The sequence below is a fragment of the Actinacidiphila sp. bgisy160 genome, assembly GCF_965342435.1.
In the GTDB taxonomy this organism is placed as follows: Bacteria; Actinomycetota; Actinomycetes; order Streptomycetales; family Streptomycetaceae; genus Actinacidiphila.
In genome coordinates this window covers 311,626-325,687 of record NZ_CBDRCM010000002.1, presented here as the reverse complement: position 1 = coordinate 325,687, position 14,062 = coordinate 311,626, and the positions used below count along the sequence as shown (strand labels likewise).

General features: G+C 73.1%; 13 protein-coding genes and 2 pseudogenes. 6 read left to right on the top strand and 9 right to left on the bottom strand.

Going from position 1 to position 14,062, the window contains the following annotated elements:
• The first annotated feature begins 158 nt into the window (after positions 1-158).
• The 3 genes and pseudogenes from ACRWNP_RS04270 to ACRWNP_RS04260 form a co-directional block, all read left to right on the top strand.
• On the top strand, positions 159-293 hold the full coding sequence (locus ACRWNP_RS04270; protein ID WP_431959548.1) for a hypothetical protein: 135 nt from the start codon (positions 159-161) through the stop codon (positions 291-293).
• Positions 294-643: 350 nt separating this feature from the next.
• Positions 644-787, top strand: a complete 144-nt coding sequence (locus ACRWNP_RS04265) for a hypothetical protein (protein ID WP_431959547.1) — start codon at positions 644-646, stop codon at positions 785-787.
• A gap of 3 nt (positions 788-790) precedes the next feature.
• Positions 791-1,016, top strand: a pseudogene (locus ACRWNP_RS04260) (enoyl-CoA hydratase/isomerase family protein); the annotation flags it as partial.
• 198 nt (positions 1,017-1,214) lie between these two features.
• Here the strand turns inward: ACRWNP_RS04260 and ACRWNP_RS04255 are convergent.
• A complete protein-coding gene (locus tag ACRWNP_RS04255) occupies positions 1,215-3,596 on the bottom strand; it encodes a PQQ-binding-like beta-propeller repeat protein (RefSeq protein ID WP_431959546.1) in 2,382 nt (793 codons plus the stop codon).
• Positions 3,597-3,731: 135 nt separating this feature from the next.
• Entirely contained in the window at positions 3,732-4,532 is an 801-nt protein-coding gene (locus tag ACRWNP_RS04250) for a VOC family protein (protein WP_431959545.1), read from the bottom strand.
• A 193-nt stretch (positions 4,533-4,725) separates the two neighbouring features.
• On the opposite strand from ACRWNP_RS04250, the gene ACRWNP_RS04245 reads away from it, so the two are divergent.
• The gene (locus tag ACRWNP_RS04245; RefSeq protein WP_431959544.1) at positions 4,726-5,373 is read left to right on the top strand and encodes a TetR/AcrR family transcriptional regulator; all 648 of its coding nucleotides are present in this window, start codon (positions 4,726-4,728) and stop codon (positions 5,371-5,373) included.
• An 86-nt stretch (positions 5,374-5,459) separates the two neighbouring features.
• Here the strand turns inward: ACRWNP_RS04245 and ACRWNP_RS04240 are convergent, their stop codons facing one another.
• The 3 genes from ACRWNP_RS04240 to ACRWNP_RS04230 form a co-directional block, all read right to left on the bottom strand.
• A complete protein-coding gene (locus tag ACRWNP_RS04240; protein WP_431959605.1) occupies positions 5,460-5,960 on the bottom strand; it encodes a nitroreductase/quinone reductase family protein in 501 nt (166 codons plus the stop codon).
• A gap of 365 nt (positions 5,961-6,325) precedes the next feature.
• Positions 6,326-7,156 (bottom strand): glycoside hydrolase domain-containing protein, encoded by an 831-nt coding sequence (locus ACRWNP_RS04235; RefSeq protein ID WP_431959543.1) that lies wholly within the window; start codon positions 7,154-7,156, stop codon positions 6,326-6,328.
• 287 nt (positions 7,157-7,443) lie between these two features.
• Positions 7,444-7,995 carry a GNAT family N-acetyltransferase gene (locus ACRWNP_RS04230; protein WP_431959542.1) on the bottom strand — a complete coding sequence of 184 codons (552 nt, stop codon included), beginning with the start codon at positions 7,993-7,995 and terminating at the stop codon, positions 7,444-7,446.
• Positions 7,996-8,437: 442 nt separating this feature from the next.
• Between ACRWNP_RS04230 and ACRWNP_RS04225 the strand changes: the two genes are divergently transcribed.
• The gene (locus tag ACRWNP_RS04225; protein WP_431959541.1) at positions 8,438-9,631 is read left to right on the top strand and encodes a flavin-containing monooxygenase; all 1,194 of its coding nucleotides are present in this window, start codon (positions 8,438-8,440) and stop codon (positions 9,629-9,631) included.
• Positions 9,632-9,865: 234 nt separating this feature from the next.
• Here ACRWNP_RS04225 and ACRWNP_RS04220 read toward each other — a convergent pair whose 3' ends face one another.
• Together ACRWNP_RS04220 and ACRWNP_RS04215 are read right to left on the bottom strand one after the other, a co-directional pair.
• A complete protein-coding gene (locus tag ACRWNP_RS04220; protein WP_431959540.1) occupies positions 9,866-10,492 on the bottom strand; it encodes a hypothetical protein in 627 nt (208 codons plus the stop codon).
• Between the two features lie 162 nt (positions 10,493-10,654).
• Positions 10,655-11,992, bottom strand: a complete 1,338-nt coding sequence (locus tag ACRWNP_RS04215; protein ID WP_431959539.1) for an MFS transporter — start codon at positions 11,990-11,992, stop codon at positions 10,655-10,657.
• A 70-nt stretch (positions 11,993-12,062) separates the two neighbouring features.
• Here ACRWNP_RS04215 and ACRWNP_RS04210 point away from each other — a divergent pair, with 70 nt between their 5' ends.
• Positions 12,063-13,088 carry a GlxA family transcriptional regulator gene (locus ACRWNP_RS04210; RefSeq protein ID WP_431959538.1) on the top strand — a complete coding sequence of 342 codons (1,026 nt, stop codon included), beginning with the start codon at positions 12,063-12,065 and terminating at the stop codon, positions 13,086-13,088.
• Positions 13,089-13,103: 15 nt separating this feature from the next.
• Here the strand turns inward: ACRWNP_RS04210 and ACRWNP_RS04205 are convergent.
• Together ACRWNP_RS04205 and ACRWNP_RS04200 are read right to left on the bottom strand one after the other, a co-directional pair.
• A pseudogene (locus tag ACRWNP_RS04205) lies at positions 13,104-13,220 on the bottom strand (Zn-dependent alcohol dehydrogenase); the annotation flags it as partial.
• Positions 13,221-13,259: 39 nt separating this feature from the next.
• A complete protein-coding gene (locus ACRWNP_RS04200) occupies positions 13,260-13,733 on the bottom strand; it encodes an ATP-binding protein (RefSeq protein ID WP_431959537.1) in 474 nt (157 codons plus the stop codon).
• Positions 13,734-14,062: the final 329 nt, after the last annotated feature.

The following is a 14,062-nucleotide window of genomic DNA, read 5'->3' as shown; positions in this document are numbered from 1 at the left end:
ACACCGCCGATACAGGACATCAACAGTTCCGTTTATCGGTTGATTATCGACGCCTGCCACGATTCCATCACTGCAAGAGCTGCCCGCCTGGTAGCGCACGGGGGTCGTTGCCAGGCGGGCTTCGTATCGGCCCAGTTCCACCCACCAGGGGAGGCACCATGAGCGAGACGGCACCCGAGTCCGGCTCCACCGTCGAGGAAGAGCCGGAAGTCGTCACCACCGAGGAGACCGAGGAGCCCGAGGTCAAGAGCGACGACACCACGGTCAAGCCCGACAACTGGCACACGCCCTGACCGGCGCCTGACACGGGGGACGGCCGGCCCGAGGGGGCACGGGGGACAGCGCGACGGGGACGGCACCACCACGGGGGACGGCACGACTGAGGGGCGCACCAAGGGGGACGCGCTTCCGGGGGGAGCGGCACGGGGGAACCACGGACCGACTGCGGCGCGGAGGGGGCGCCGCAGCCGGTCCTTCTTTCTTGCGCGCGCCGGTCGGCGGCGGCCCTCGACGTCGCCCGGCTCTTGCCGGTCCGGTGGGCCAACACGGTATTTCTCCTGGGCGAGTTGGCCTCCCGCGCCCCTTGGGCCCAAGTCGTCTCGCCCGCTGGGTGCCCGCACCCGGCCTCTCCTCCGGAGGCGTAGTGAGGTTTGTACGCAAGGCCGCCGCCGTCCTCGCCGCCGTGACGGCCGGACTCCTGTCCGCCGCGCTCCCGGCCGCCGCCGCGGACAGCCCGGACAACTGGCACCAGACGATCGTCAGCCCCGACAACTGGCACGCCCCCTGACACCCGGAGCGCCGGACCGCCGAGGCTCTCCAACAGGGAGCCGACGGGGTCCTGGCCGCCCGTCCCACCGAGGCCGTACAGGGCACGATCCGCGCCGTCGGGTCGGCCCACGAAGCCGCGCGCCCCGGCCTTCGCGCACGGGCCGCACCTCATCGCCCTCGGCAACCTCCCGCCCGAGCGCCGGACCCGGCCGCTCGCGCACCGCACGCGGGAGCACCGGGTGCGCTGACCGGTGCGCCGCCTGCGTCCGGGCCGGCGGACCCCGGTGGCCGGGGCAGCCGTTGACGATCCGCCCGGAACGCGGCGAACGAGGGTCACCCGGACAGCCCCTCGCGTGGCGCCCCGGTCCCCCGCCGCGTAGGTTGACCAGCGACGGCCGTCGTCAGCCCCTTCCGTGAGCGGCACGACGGCCGTCCGCCGGCGTTCCTCAGGCGCGCCGGGTGGCCGCCTCGGTGCCCTTCACGGCGTTGAGGGCGTACACGCAGCGGTCCTTGCTGCTCGCGTAGACCACGCCGTCCGAGACGACCGGGGAACCGGTGATCTCCCCGCCGGTCTCCAGCTTCCAGCGCAACTGGCCGCCGCTCGCGTCGACCGTGTAGAGGCAGTGGTCCTTCGAGCCGAAGTGCACCCGCCCGTCGGCCACCACCGGGGAGCCGACGATCTCGCCCTGGGCGGCGAAGCGCCACTTCGGGGTGCCGGAGACCGCGTCGAGCGTGTACAGCGCACCGCCCGCGCCCAGCATCACCGAACCGCCCGCGACGAGCACCGGCTCCACGCTCTGCCGCTGCTCGGTGGCGACCCGCCAGCGGTCGCGCCCGTCCGCCGGGTCCAGGGCGTACACGGTGCCCAGGTAGTCCGCGACATAGACGCCGCCGCCCGTGACGCCCGGTCCCGGCACGTGGGCGGGCGGCGCGAACATGACGGCGGGGGCGTCGAAGCGCCACCGCTCGGTGCCGCTGCGGGCGTCCAGGGCGAGCACGCGGTTCCCCACGGTCACGTAGACCGCGCCGTCGGCGACGACCGGACGGGTCGGCATGGCGCCGCCCTCCCCGGTCGGGTACGACCAGTGCTCCGCGCCGCTGCCCGCGTCCAGGGCGTGCAGCCGGCCGCCGCCGTGGAAGTACACGACCCCGTCCACCACGCTCGGGCCCGACTCGGGCGTCTCGAACTCCGTCTGCGCGCCGCCGCGTTCCCAGCGCAGCCGTCCGGCCGCGGCGTCCCAGACCTGCACGCCGCCGCCGCGGGTACCGGTGACCACGGTCCCGGCGTCCGCGCGAAGCGAGTAGATCCAGCCGTCCACACCGGTGCGCCAGTGCTCGGCGCCGTCCGCGGCGTCCAGCGCGTACAGGCTCGGCCCGTCGGAGCCGTGGATCCGGCCGTCCGAGACCGCCATCGTCCACGCCACGTCACGGGTCTTGAACTGCCGCCGCCCGGTGGCCACGTCGAGCGCGTGCACCTCGAAGGAGGTCACGTAGAGCCGCCCCGAGGAGACGACCGGGGTGCCCCACACGTCGTTCGACATGCGGAACCGCCACGGCCGCCATTCGCCCGGCGGGACCGCGGGGGCCTGCGGGGCGCCCTGCGCGTTGCCCTGACCCGGCACCGCGGCCGGCGGACCTCCGGCCGCGCCACCGCGACCGGCCCAGCCGAGCCCGCCGCCGGCGGCGGCCGCGGTGGCCGCGGCCTGGTTCTTGCGCTCGGCGAGCCGCATCCCGGGCCCTATCGGTGCCGAACCGGCGAGCTGCACCGGTCCGCCCGGGCCCTCGGCGGCGGCCGGAGGGGGCGCCACGGGGGCCACGGGGGGCGCGGGAGGCCGGGCCGGCATCGGAGGCAGCGCGGCACCCGCGCCGCCGCCACCGGGCGCTCCGGCGCCCACGCCACCGCCGGGGGCGCCCGGCCCCGCGCCGGGGCGGCCGCCGCTGCGCCGCTCCTCTATCAGACCCACCGCCGCGGGCGGCAGCCACGCGGAGGCCGTACCGGTGTCGTCGCCCGCCGAGGAGAACAGGTGCGGCGCCAACTGCGCCTGCAGGTCCGCCGGACTCGGCCGGCGGTCGGCCTCCATGCGCATGCACGCCTCGATGAGCGGCCGCAGTTCGCTGGGCAGACCCGACAGATCAGGGCCCTCCCTGAGCAGCATGAAGACCGTCTCCACGGGATTGGCCCCGTGGAAGGGCGCGTGCCCGGTCGCGGCGAAGACCAGCGTCGAGCCCAGCGAGAAGACGTCGCTGGAGCCGGTGACGCTGCGCGAGTCCTTGGCCTGCTCCGGGGACATGTACGCGGGCGTGCCGACGGCCACGTTCGTCATCGTCAGCCGCGTGTTGGACACCCCGCTCGCGATACCGAAGTCGATCACCCGCGGGCCGTCCTCCACGACGAGCACGTTGGAGGGCTTCAGGTCCCGGTGGACCAGCCCCGCCCCGTGGATCGACTGCAGAGCCTCCGCGACCCCGGCCGCCAGCCACCGCACGGCCTGCACGGGCAGCGGCCCGGACTCGTTGACGATCTCCTCCAGCGAGGGCGCCGGCACGAACGCCGTCGCCAGCCAGGGCACGGCGGCCCTGGGATCGGCGTCGACGACCGCCGCCGTGTAGAAGCCACTGACCGCGCGGGCCGCCTCCACCTCACGGGCGAAGCGCACGCGGAACAGCTGGTCCTCGGCGAGCTCAGCCCGTACGGTCTTGATCGCCACGCGCCGGCCGGACGCCGAGCGGGCGAGATAGACCAGGCCCATACCGCCGGCGCCCAGCCTGCCCAGCACCTCGAAAGGGCCGATCCGTCTCGGATCGTGCTGCGTCAGCTGCTGCACCACTGCCCTGCCACCTCCCCGTGGGTTCCCCCCATCCCGGGGTCCGACCCTGATTCTTCCTGGGATGAGTATCAGTTGCGAACCCGGGGCGGTGTCGACACGCGATTACCTTTGATTCGGTTGCGGATCCGGGCGCGTTCAGGACGGCTTCTCACCGACCGTGGTGCCGGGGTCGATCAGGGCGAAATGGGCACCCTGGTCGTCGCTCGCCAGGAGAAAACGGCCGAAAGGCGAATCCATCGGACCCATCGTGACCCGGCCCCCGAGCCGCGCGACCGTCTCCGCGGCGCGGTCGGCGTCGGATACGGCGAAATAGACGACGAAGTGCGCGGGCAGTTCCTCGGGGAACCCCTGCCCCATCCGGAAGCGGCCGAGGACGGCGTTGCCGGGAGTGACCTCCTTGCCCCCGGGGACGAAGATCCGGAAGTCGATGGCCTCGTCCTCGATCCGTTTGCTGCCGAAGCCGAAGACCTCCTCGTAGAAGGGGTCGGTCCGCTCGGTCTCGCGCGTGTAGACCTCGGCCCAGATGTAGGAGCCCGGCACGCCGGTCGTCTCGAAGCCGCCGTGCGTGCCGGGCTGCCACACCCCGAACACCGCACCGCCCGGGTCGGCCGCCATGAGCATCGTGCCGAAGGGGCCAACGGCCATGGGCTCCATGATGAGTTGGCCGCCCGAGTCGCGGATCCTGCCCGCGGTGGCCCGGATGTCGCAGGAGGCGAGGTAGAGGTTCCAGACCGTCGGCATCCGGCCGTCCGGCTTGGGGGACAGGGCCGCGACGTTCTTCCCGTCCGGGCCGTACGCCTGGGTGTACTGGCCGTACCGCTCCTCGCCCTCGCCGAAGGTCCAGCCGAGCAGTCCGCCGTAGAAGCGCTTGCCGGCCTCCAGGTCGTTGAGCATGGCGTCGGCCCAGCAGGGGGTGCCATCGGGGTATGCGGCCATCTCGTCCTCGATTCGTCCGATGATGCGGCTGGCGATCCCGATTCACGTGGGGATTCGCGTGGATCGACGGAGTGTCTGGCTTGACACGTTATCGACGGATCCCCCGCCGCGCCCGAGGAGAAATCGAACACATGACCTTCCCCATTTGCATGCATCGAATCGCGCGCTGATCACCAGCCCGTAAACTGACGGCATGACAGGACAAGTTCGCACCGTCGACGGCCGTGTGGCAGGCCGCCGGGGACAGGCGACGCGGCAGAAGCTGCTCGACTGCCTCGGCGAAATGCTCAGCACGTCGCCGTACCGGGACGTCAAGGTGATCGACGTCGCCCGGATGGCGGGTACCTCCCCCGCAACGTTCTACCAGTACTTCCCCGACGTCGAGGGCGCCGTCCTCGAGCTCGCCGAGGAGATGGCCAAGGAGGGGGCCGCGCTGACGGACCTCGTCGCCGGCCGTTCCTGGGCCGGCAAGTCCGGCGCCGCGGCGGCGGAGGAACTGGTCGAGGGCTTCCTCTCCTTCTGGCGCAAGCACGACGCCATCCTGCGCGTCGTCGACCTGGGCGCCGCCGAAGGGGACAAGCGGTTCTACAAGATCCGCATGAGGATCCTCAACCCCCTCACCAACTCCCTTTCCGATTCGATCAAGGAGCTCCAGGGCAAGGGCCGGGTCGACAAGGATGTCAGCCCGGCAGCCGTCGCCGGATCCCTCGTGGCCATGCTCGCCGCGGTCGCCGCGCACCAGAAGGGTTTCCAGAGCTGGGGCGTCAAGCAAGCCGAGCTGAAGCCGAACCTCTCGCTGCTGGTGCACCTCGGTGTGACGGGCAAGAAGCCGACGCGGTGACGCCCGTCGCCGACGCCCGCCTCCGGCGGCATTGTTGATCTACACCTACGCTCAAGTCGAAGTCCTGCCTGCAACGACGCGGGCGCCTACCGGTCCTCGGGGGAGGTTGCCGGCCCAGGCGCCCGCGTTGTCCTTTCCGGGGACTTCGCGCCGCGGCCGCACGGCCGCGCCACCGCCCGGTTCCCCGGGGACGAGCCGGAACAGCCGGATCCGCCGCTCCGCGCGCCGCGCATAGGCCGCGTACGAGGGCCGGAACTCCACCAGCGCCGCCCACACCGACTCGCGCCCCTCGCCCGCCGGCAACGGGGCCCGTACGGGGATGTCCCGGCCGCGCGCCGGCTCACCTCGACGTCGGGATGCCTCAGCGGGTCCCCCGTCCACGCCGGATGATCCGTACCCCCGACGTTGCTGCCGACCAGCACGAACGTCCCGCCCTCCTCGCGCATGCACGCCGGCGGGGCGCACCGGGGCGGACCGCCGCGCACGCCGGTGCTGGTGAGCGCCACCCCGGGCAGCAGCCACGCGCTGGGCAGCACCCTGCCGCGGGTCGCCCGGTGCACGAACCGGGCGACCGCCGGGACGAACATGCGGCCCGACCCCGGCGAACGCCCGGTCGAGGACACCTTCTGCATGACGGTCCGCAGCGCGCTCATGCCGCCGCCCTCCTCGGTCGTGGCCGCGAACAGGCCCACGCGTTCGGCCGCGTGGGCCCGCAGGGCGTGCACGGGGCCGAAGGGACGTTCGCCGGAGGCGGCCGGGCGGGCCACCCGAACTGTTCCCTGGCCCCGACGTACTCCACGCGCCGCGGCGGCCGCCAGGACACCCGTACGGGCCAGTGCGGGGCGCGGAACGCCGGCCGCCTCCCCGCCCGGGGGCTCCGCTGGGACGTCGCACAGTTCGACGCGGGGCGCCGCGGGGCCCTGCGTCCCGCCGCGGCGCCTCGCTTCGGGCGTCAGCCGGTGACGGCGACCGGGGCGTCCCAGTAGCTGCGGTCCACGGTGATGGCGTAACCGCCGCGGGACTCCTTGCTGTTGACCATGTACTGGTGGCCGCGGCGGTGCCCGGTCCACAGCGACGTGGAGAACGGCCAGTCGGTGGTCGTGGTCTTGTGCCCGTCCCACAGCGCGTACCAGAGGATGTCCGGCAGGTCGGTGCGGTTCGTCGCCGTGGCGACGGCCTTCGCGCTGGAGCTGCGGAAGCCGTAGAAGCCTGCCCAGTACCCCTTGGCGTGCACCGCCTTGTCCCACGCCCGGATGTACGTGAGCACCGCGTTGTTGCACGAGGTGTTGGCGACGTCGTACGACTCCATGTCCAAGTACACCGGGCTGCCGGCCTTCATCCCCAGCGCCGACGCCTTGGCCACCGCGTCCGCGCCGTCCGTCGCGCCGAGCGAGGCGGCGGTGGAGGCGGTCAGCTTCTCCGGGTTGCGGCTGGTCTGGCACGGCGGCTGCGCGCCCACGTAGAGCGGGATCAGCTTCCAGCCCGTGGCACTGACCGACTTGACCCAGGAGGCAGTCAGGTTCGGCTGCGCGCAGCCCCGGTTCCTGCCGCCGACGTACACCGCCGCCGCGCCGTAGAACCCGGTGTGCCACGCCTTCATCGCCGACGCGGACGGCGCCGCGCACGTGTCGAACGCCCGCCCCGTGTAGACCTTGGGCGCCGGGCGCGACACCGTGGTCGCCATCGAGGCCTCCGCGGCCACGCCACCGCCCACGAGCACCGCGGCCGCCGCCACCGCCCATGCGATGTAACGACGCTTCTTCGACATCCGGTGACCGGACATCCCCACCCCATTCATGACACGGGGCGCACCGCACCGGGTGCGCCTTGCAGGACTGCTGAGGCCCCCGGCGCGGCACGCGTGCGGCACTGGGCGCGGCACGGAGTACGGCGGCCGCGCGGCGCACGGATTCACCGGCGTACGGGTCCGCGGCGCGCGAGGGGCGGATCGCACCCTAGCCAATCCGCACACCGTGATCGGGAAAGCACATGTCCCGATCGGCACAAGATTCCGCCAAGGCACGGCAAATCTCCGCCGAGGGGCCGGGGACGCGGGCTCGAAGACGCGGGTCAGGGACGCGGGTCGGTCGCGAGGCGGCTGTGCAGGTGGACGTCGCGCAGCGCGCCCGACAGGTCGACCATCGCGTCGCGCAGCACGCCTTCGAGGAGGTAACCGCAGCGCCCCGCGACACGGCAGGAGGACTCGTTGCCCACGGCGTGGCCCAGTTCCAGCCGGTGCAGCCCCAGATCGCGGTAGGCCCACCGGGTCACCGCCTCCAGGGCCCGGGAGGCGAGGCCGCGCCCACGGGCCTCGGGGAGCAGCCAGTAGCTGACGCGTGCCCCGCGCATGGCCTGGTCGATCATCCCTATGCCGGCCTGGCCGACTACGACCCCGGCCTCGGTGACGGCGAACGATGCGAGGTCGCCGGCCGCCCAGCCGTCGCGCCGGCGCCCCAGGAACGCCCGCGCCCCGGCCTCGTCGGGCTCGGGGGCGTGCGCGGTGTTCCAGCGGCGGAAATCCGGGTCGGCGAGGCCGCGCAGTGCCGCGTCCAGATCGCCGGGCGTCTCCTCCCAGGGTCTGAGCAGCAGTCCGTACGCTTCCAACTCCACCGGCTTCAGCACGCCCTCATTGAAGCAAAGGACGCCGCCCGGGCGGACGGAAGACAGGTATCGCGATCCCCTCGTCGGTGGCCGCGGGGCGAGGGCAGACGCGCAGGCCATGCCTACGCCCAGCGCGTCCCAGGCGCGGCCGACGGTTGCCGCCATGCTGCGCGGCCCCCCGGTGAGACCGACGACCGCGGCCCAGGCGATGCCGGTGCGCGGCTCGAACCGGCCCCTCTTGTCCTTGTGCCGCCGGCTTCCCAGCCACCACAACCCGAGGCCGATACGCAGGACGGCGAGCCATTCGGCGTCGGCCGGCCGGACCGTCCGCGTCACATGCCTTCGAGGAAAAGGAATTTGACACTCAGTCTGCCGACCGCGTGCGGTCACGCCTCCGCATGGCGCCGGGGCGAAAGCGCGCTACCTTCCGGAGTGACCTCACCCTGCAGGCACGGGAGCAGCCATGACCGACACCTCGGCATCCGCCGGTACCTCCGCATCCGCCGCCACCCCCATACCGAGCACGGCCGCGCCGGACGCGATCGTCGTCGGCGCGGGCCCCGGCGGCCTCGCCGTCGCCGCCTCGCTGCGACACCGGGGCGTGCGCACCCTGGTCGTCGAACGGTCGGACGCGGTGGGTGCCTCCTGGCGTGGCCATTACGACCGGCTGCGGCTGCACACGACCAGACGCCTGTCCGCGCTGCCGGGCCTCGGGATCCCCCGGGCGTACGGCCGCTGGGTGGGCCGCGACGACGTCGTCCGCTACCTGGAGCAGTACGCCGAGTTCCACGAGCTGGACGTCGCCACCGGCATAGAGGTCGGGCGCGTCGAGCCCGCGGAGGACCCGGCGGCGGGCTGGGTGCTCCCGGCCACCGGAGGGCGCCGGCTGACCGCGCGGAGCGTCGTCGTCGCCACCGGCTACAACCACTCGCCGCACGTGCCGGACTGGCCCGGGCGGGACACCTTCGACGGGGAGTTGCTGCACGCCTCCCGCTACCGCAACGGCCGGGCCTACGAGGACCGGGACGTCCTGGTCGTGGGCGTGGGCAACACCGGCGCCGAGATCGCCGTCGACCTCGCCGAGTCCGGCGCGGCCCGCGTCCGGCTGGCGGTGCGGACGCCCCCGCACATCATGCGCCGCTCCACCGCCGGGTGGCCCGCGCAGCGCACCGGCATCATGGTCCGCCGCCTCCCGACGAGGCTGGTCGACACGATCGCGCCCTACGTGGAGCGCGTCTCCGTGCCGGACCTGTCGGCGTACGGGCTCCCGCGCCCGGACAACGGCCTCTACTCGCGGGTGCGGGAGGGCTCCATCCCCGTCCAGGACGTCGGCATCGTCGACGCCGTCCGGTCGCGGAAGGTCGAGCCCGTGGCCGCCGTCGAGGGTTTCGACGGACATGAGGTCCTGCTCGCCGACGGCACGCGGATCACCCCGGACGCCGTGGTCGCGGCCACCGGCTACCGCCGCGGCCTGGAACCGCTGGTCGGTCATCTCGGCGTCCTCGACGAGCGGGGCCGGCCCCTGGCACACGGCCGCCGCAGCCCCAAGAACGCTCCCGGTCTGTACTTCACCGGGTTCACCAATCCCATCAGCGGCATGTTCCGCGAAATGGCCATCGACGCGCGCCGGATCGCCAAGGCGGTGGCGCGGCGGTAGCGAACGCCGCGCGGCGGGCAATCGAGGGGGTGTGGGCCGCCCCTCTCCCCCTCAGCCGGCCGGGCCGCCTTCCCGCGGGGCGCACAGGCTCCTCGCGCCCCGCCTGTTCCTGACGCGACGTCATGAACTCCAGGACGCCGCTGCCCTGCCGGCCCCGGCCCGGCCACCGGTCGCCGGCTCGCCTTCCTCGAACGCCGCCCGCCGGACTTCCGTGGACGGTGACAGCGAGACGGCTCACTCGCCGGGTGCCCCGGCCCCGGGCGGTGGCCGGTACTCCTCCAGCAGTCCGGTGCCGTAGGCCAGTAGACCGCCCGCGAGGACGAGGCCGATCACGGCGATCGACACAACAGAGATCTGGAAGGCGACCTGCCGCTGACGCGCCCACCCGGTCCTGCCCTCCGGGTCCCGACGGCCCGCGTAGAACGAGGTGACCAGGACCGGCGCCGCCCCGGCACCCGCGACGCACAGCCACGCGAGCGGGTACGGACCGCCGAGCCACACCACATGCACCGCCAGGACGGCGGCAGTCGCCACCTCCGCCGCCAGCAGGCAGAGCCAGCGGGGACGACCGGTGCGCGCCGCGAGCCGCAGTCCCAGGACCGTCGCCGGCAGGGCGTGCAGGAGGGAGGCGGCCACCGCGCAGGCCCACAGGGGGATCAGGGCCAGCGGCAGCACGCAGAGGGCGAAGGGCTCGTCGAAGGCGTGTTCCGAGGACTTCAGGGACGGAAGCAGCGCCAAGTGGACCGTCTGCGCGACCACCGCCACCGCGCAGTACGTCGACACCGCCGCCGCGCGTCCGGTATCGCCCCACGGGTCGACCGCGGTCCGCGCCAGGGACCCCCACCCCGCACTCCATCCCATAACCGGCACGGTACGCGGCGTCCCGGACCGTCCCCCGCGCGCCCCTCATCTCTGACGGAACGTCACTTCCCGTGGGATCGTGAGCGGAAGGTCGGCGTAGGGGGGTGCTCACGTCCCGGCGCTGTGCCGCGAAGGCCGCCGGCGGCTCCGGAGCCACGCCGGCTATGCCGCGAGGGGCAGCGTCCCCGTGCCCGGGGTCGGGTGCCGCCGGATCACCAGCGCCATGAGCGCCGCCACGGCGCACAGCGCCCCGGAGGAGTACCAGACCACGTCGTAGGAGCCGAAGACGTCGCGCGCCGCGCCGCCGAGGAACGCCACCAGGGCGGCGCCCACCTGGTGGGAGGCGAGCACCCAGCCGAAGACGATGGCGCTGTCGGCGCCGTAGAACTCGCGGCACAGGGCGATGGTGGGCGGCACGGTGGCGACCCAGTCCAGGCCGTAGAAGACGATGAACAACACCATGGGCGGGTGGACCGAGTCGCCCAGGAGCACCGGCAGGAACATCAGCGACAGTCCGCGCAGCCCGTAATAGGTGGCCAGCAGCCGCCGCGGGCTGAAGCGGTCGGTGAACCAGCCGGAGGCGACGGTGCCCACGATGTCGAAGATGCCGATCACCGCGAGCAGGGACGCGGCGGCCGTCACCGGCATCCCGTGATCGTGCGATGCCGGCACGAAGTGCGTCTTGACCAGGCCGTTCGTCGAGGCACCGCAGATCGCGAAGGTTCCGGCCAGCAGCCAGAACGGGCCACCGCGGGCGGCGTTGAACAGCGCCTTGACCGCCCGCGTGGCCGCCCCCGTCACCGGCGGCGGCTTCGGCATGAACTTTTTGGCGCCGTACGGGGCCAGGCCCACGTCGGCCGGGTGGTCCCGCAGCAGCAGGTAGACCACGGGCGCGACGAGGAGCGCGGCACCCGTGACAGTGAGCGCCGCGGCGCGCCAGCCCGCGTTCTCGATGATGACGGAGAGCAGGGGAAGGAAGATCAGCTGCCCTGCCGCGCCGGCCGCCGTCAGGATGCCCGTGACCAGGCCGCGCCGGTGCTCGAACCAGCGGTTGGTGACGGTGGTCGCGAAGGCCAGGGCCATGGAGCCGCTGCCCAGCCCGACGAGCACACCCCACAGGAGCACCAGCTGCCAGCTCGCGGTCATGAAGACGGTCAGGCCGGCTCCGGTCGCGATGGTGAGGAGTGCGGCCGCCACGACGCGGCGGATGCCGAAGCGGTCCATGAGTGCGGCGGCGAACGGCGCGGTCAGCCCGTAGAGCGCGAGGTTGACGGAGACGGCCAGTCCGATCATGCCCCTCGACCAGCCGAACTCGCCGTTCAGCGGCTCGATGAGCAGTCCGGGCAGGGAGGCGAAGCCCGCGGCGCCGATGAGCGCGACGAAGGCGGCGGCGGCCACCGACCACGCGCGGTGGATCCGGGGTGTGCGGAACGGCCGGGAATCGGCGGCGGGGACCCTGTCGGCCAGGGACTGCGCGGGAAGCTCGGGAGTCTGCGTCACCAGGTCAGCATCCGGCATCGCTTCTCACGGAACGAGTGGCCGGATGGCCATGTTGTGCAAGGATCGGGCCATGACCGCATCCATGGAGATGTTTTCGCGGACCGCCGATACCGGCACACCGGTGCGCCACCGGGTGGTCGTCCTGGTGCAGCACGGCGTGATCCCCTTCGAAGTGGGCATCCCGCACCGCATCTTCGGCGGCGCGAGGGACCGCGACGGAGTCGATCTGTACGAAGTGGTGACCTGCTCCCCCTACGGCCCCGGGGCGGTACGCGCCGACGCCGACTTCGAGATCCACGTCGCCCACGGACCCGAGGTCCTGGAGACGGCCGACACCGTCATCGTCCCCGCCGCCCACGAGCGCTCCGTCGCGCACACGGAGGGCCGCCTGCCCGAGGAGATGGCGGCCGCCTTCGCCCGGGTCCGCCCCGGAGCCCGGCTCGTCTCCATCTGCACCGGCTCGTACTTCCTGGCCGCGGCCGGCTATCTGGACGGTCTGCGCGCCACCACGCACTGGTCGAGCACGGACCACTTCCAAAGGCTCTTCCCCCAGGTGCGCGTCGAGCCGGACGTCCTGTACGTCGACAACGGCGCGATCCTCACCTCCGCGGGCGTCGGCTCGGGCGTCGACCTGTGCCTGCACCTCGTACGCCGTGACCACGGCATCGCGGTGGCCAACGCCAGCGCACGCCGTACGGTCGTGCCGCCGCACCGGGAAGGCGGGCAGGCCCAGTACATCCAGCGGCCCGTCCCCCAGCCCCAGCAGGCCACCACGGCGGCGGCACGCTCCTGGGCGCTGGACCGGCTCGACCAGCCTCTGACGCTGCGTGAGCTGGCCGAGCGCGAGGCGATGAGCGTGCGCACCTTCACCCGTCGTTTCCGGGAGGAGATGGGCACCAGCCCCGGGCAGTGGCTGGCGCAGCAGCGCGTCGAGCACGCCCGGCACCTCCTGGAGTCCAGCGACCTGTCGGTCGACCAGGTCGCCCGGCAGGCCGGGTTCGGCACGGCGGCCTCCATGCGGCAGCATCTGCAGGCCGTCCTCGGCGTCTCACCCAGCGCCTACCGGCGCACCTTCCGGGCGACGGCGGCGTTCTGACAAGCGCCGGGAAGGTCAAGAGGTCAGCAAGCCCCGCGCCACGCGGCCGCCCCGGGCGCGCTCCGCCGCCTTGACGAAGTCCTCCACCGGGTAGGTTCCGATGACGAGTTCGTCCAGCGGGAGCCGGCCCTGCCAAAGTTTCCGACGGGCGGCCCGTACGGTCCGGTCAGGTCAGAAGGCGGGGCGGCGGAGCAGCCCGCCCATGGATTGCGCGGGGACGATCGCGGGGCGCTCACAGCGGTCGATCTCACACCAGATCTGCTTGCCGGCGCCCTCGCGCTGCCAGCCCCAGCGGTCCGCGAGGCCGTCCACGAGTTCCAGTCCCCGGCCGCCGGTCTCGTCGTTGTCGGCGTGCCTCGGGCGGGGCGGCGAGTCACTGGTGTCGGCCACCTCGACGCGCACGGTCTCCTGTTCGCCGCTCCGCGCGGCACCGGAGGAGCGGAAGAGCATCCGCAGCACGGCGGGACAGCCGGTGTGCACAACGGCGTTGGTGACCAGTTCGGAGATGAGCAGGATCAGCGTCTCGGCGACCGGCTCGTCGGCTCCTATACCGGAGCCCGCGAGACGCGAGCGGGCCCACCGGCGGGCCCGCCCCACCTCTGCGGGGTCGGGACCGACCTCAAGTTGAACCTGGAGCACCTGCACCGCTCACACCATCCGAACCGGCGGACACATCGCCTCGCGCCTCGGCAGGGTCACCGTACGTGACCTCTTCGCGACCCAGCATGATTGACCCGCAGTCACCGCAACAAGCGCTTCGGGCATATTCCAGCGCGAGGGGGTACGAGTGCCGCATACTGTGCGGGGCTCATTACGGGTCGAAATCGAACAGCCCGGTGCAGGCAGCTCACCGGGCACCGAGACCCCGCCACTGCCGCATCCGTCGCGTTTCGCCACCACACGCACCCGATGGAGCGTACCCGAGGCGGGCTCCGACTCCATGGCGTGACAAGTCACACCTCGGACACAACCCG

Coding starts and splice junctions, on each gene's coding strand:
- ACRWNP_RS04270 (WP_431959548.1), top strand. CDS start 159: ATGAGCGAGACGGCACCCGAGTCCGGCTCCACCGTCGAGGAAGAGCCG.
- ACRWNP_RS04250 (WP_431959545.1), bottom strand. CDS start 4,532: ATGGCCGCATACCCCGATGGCACCCCCTGCTGGGCCGACGCCATGCTC.
- ACRWNP_RS04245 (WP_431959544.1), top strand. CDS start 4,726: ATGACAGGACAAGTTCGCACCGTCGACGGCCGTGTGGCAGGCCGCCGG.
- ACRWNP_RS04240 (WP_431959605.1), bottom strand. CDS start 5,960: ATGTTCGTCCCGGCGGTCGCCCGGTTCGTGCACCGGGCGACCCGCGGC.
- ACRWNP_RS04235 (WP_431959543.1), bottom strand. CDS start 7,156: ATGTCCGGTCACCGGATGTCGAAGAAGCGTCGTTACATCGCATGGGCG.
- ACRWNP_RS04225 (WP_431959541.1), top strand. CDS start 8,438: ATGACCGACACCTCGGCATCCGCCGGTACCTCCGCATCCGCCGCCACC.
- ACRWNP_RS04220 (WP_431959540.1), bottom strand. CDS start 10,492: ATGGGATGGAGTGCGGGGTGGGGGTCCCTGGCGCGGACCGCGGTCGAC.
- ACRWNP_RS04210 (WP_431959538.1), top strand. CDS start 12,063: ATGACCGCATCCATGGAGATGTTTTCGCGGACCGCCGATACCGGCACA.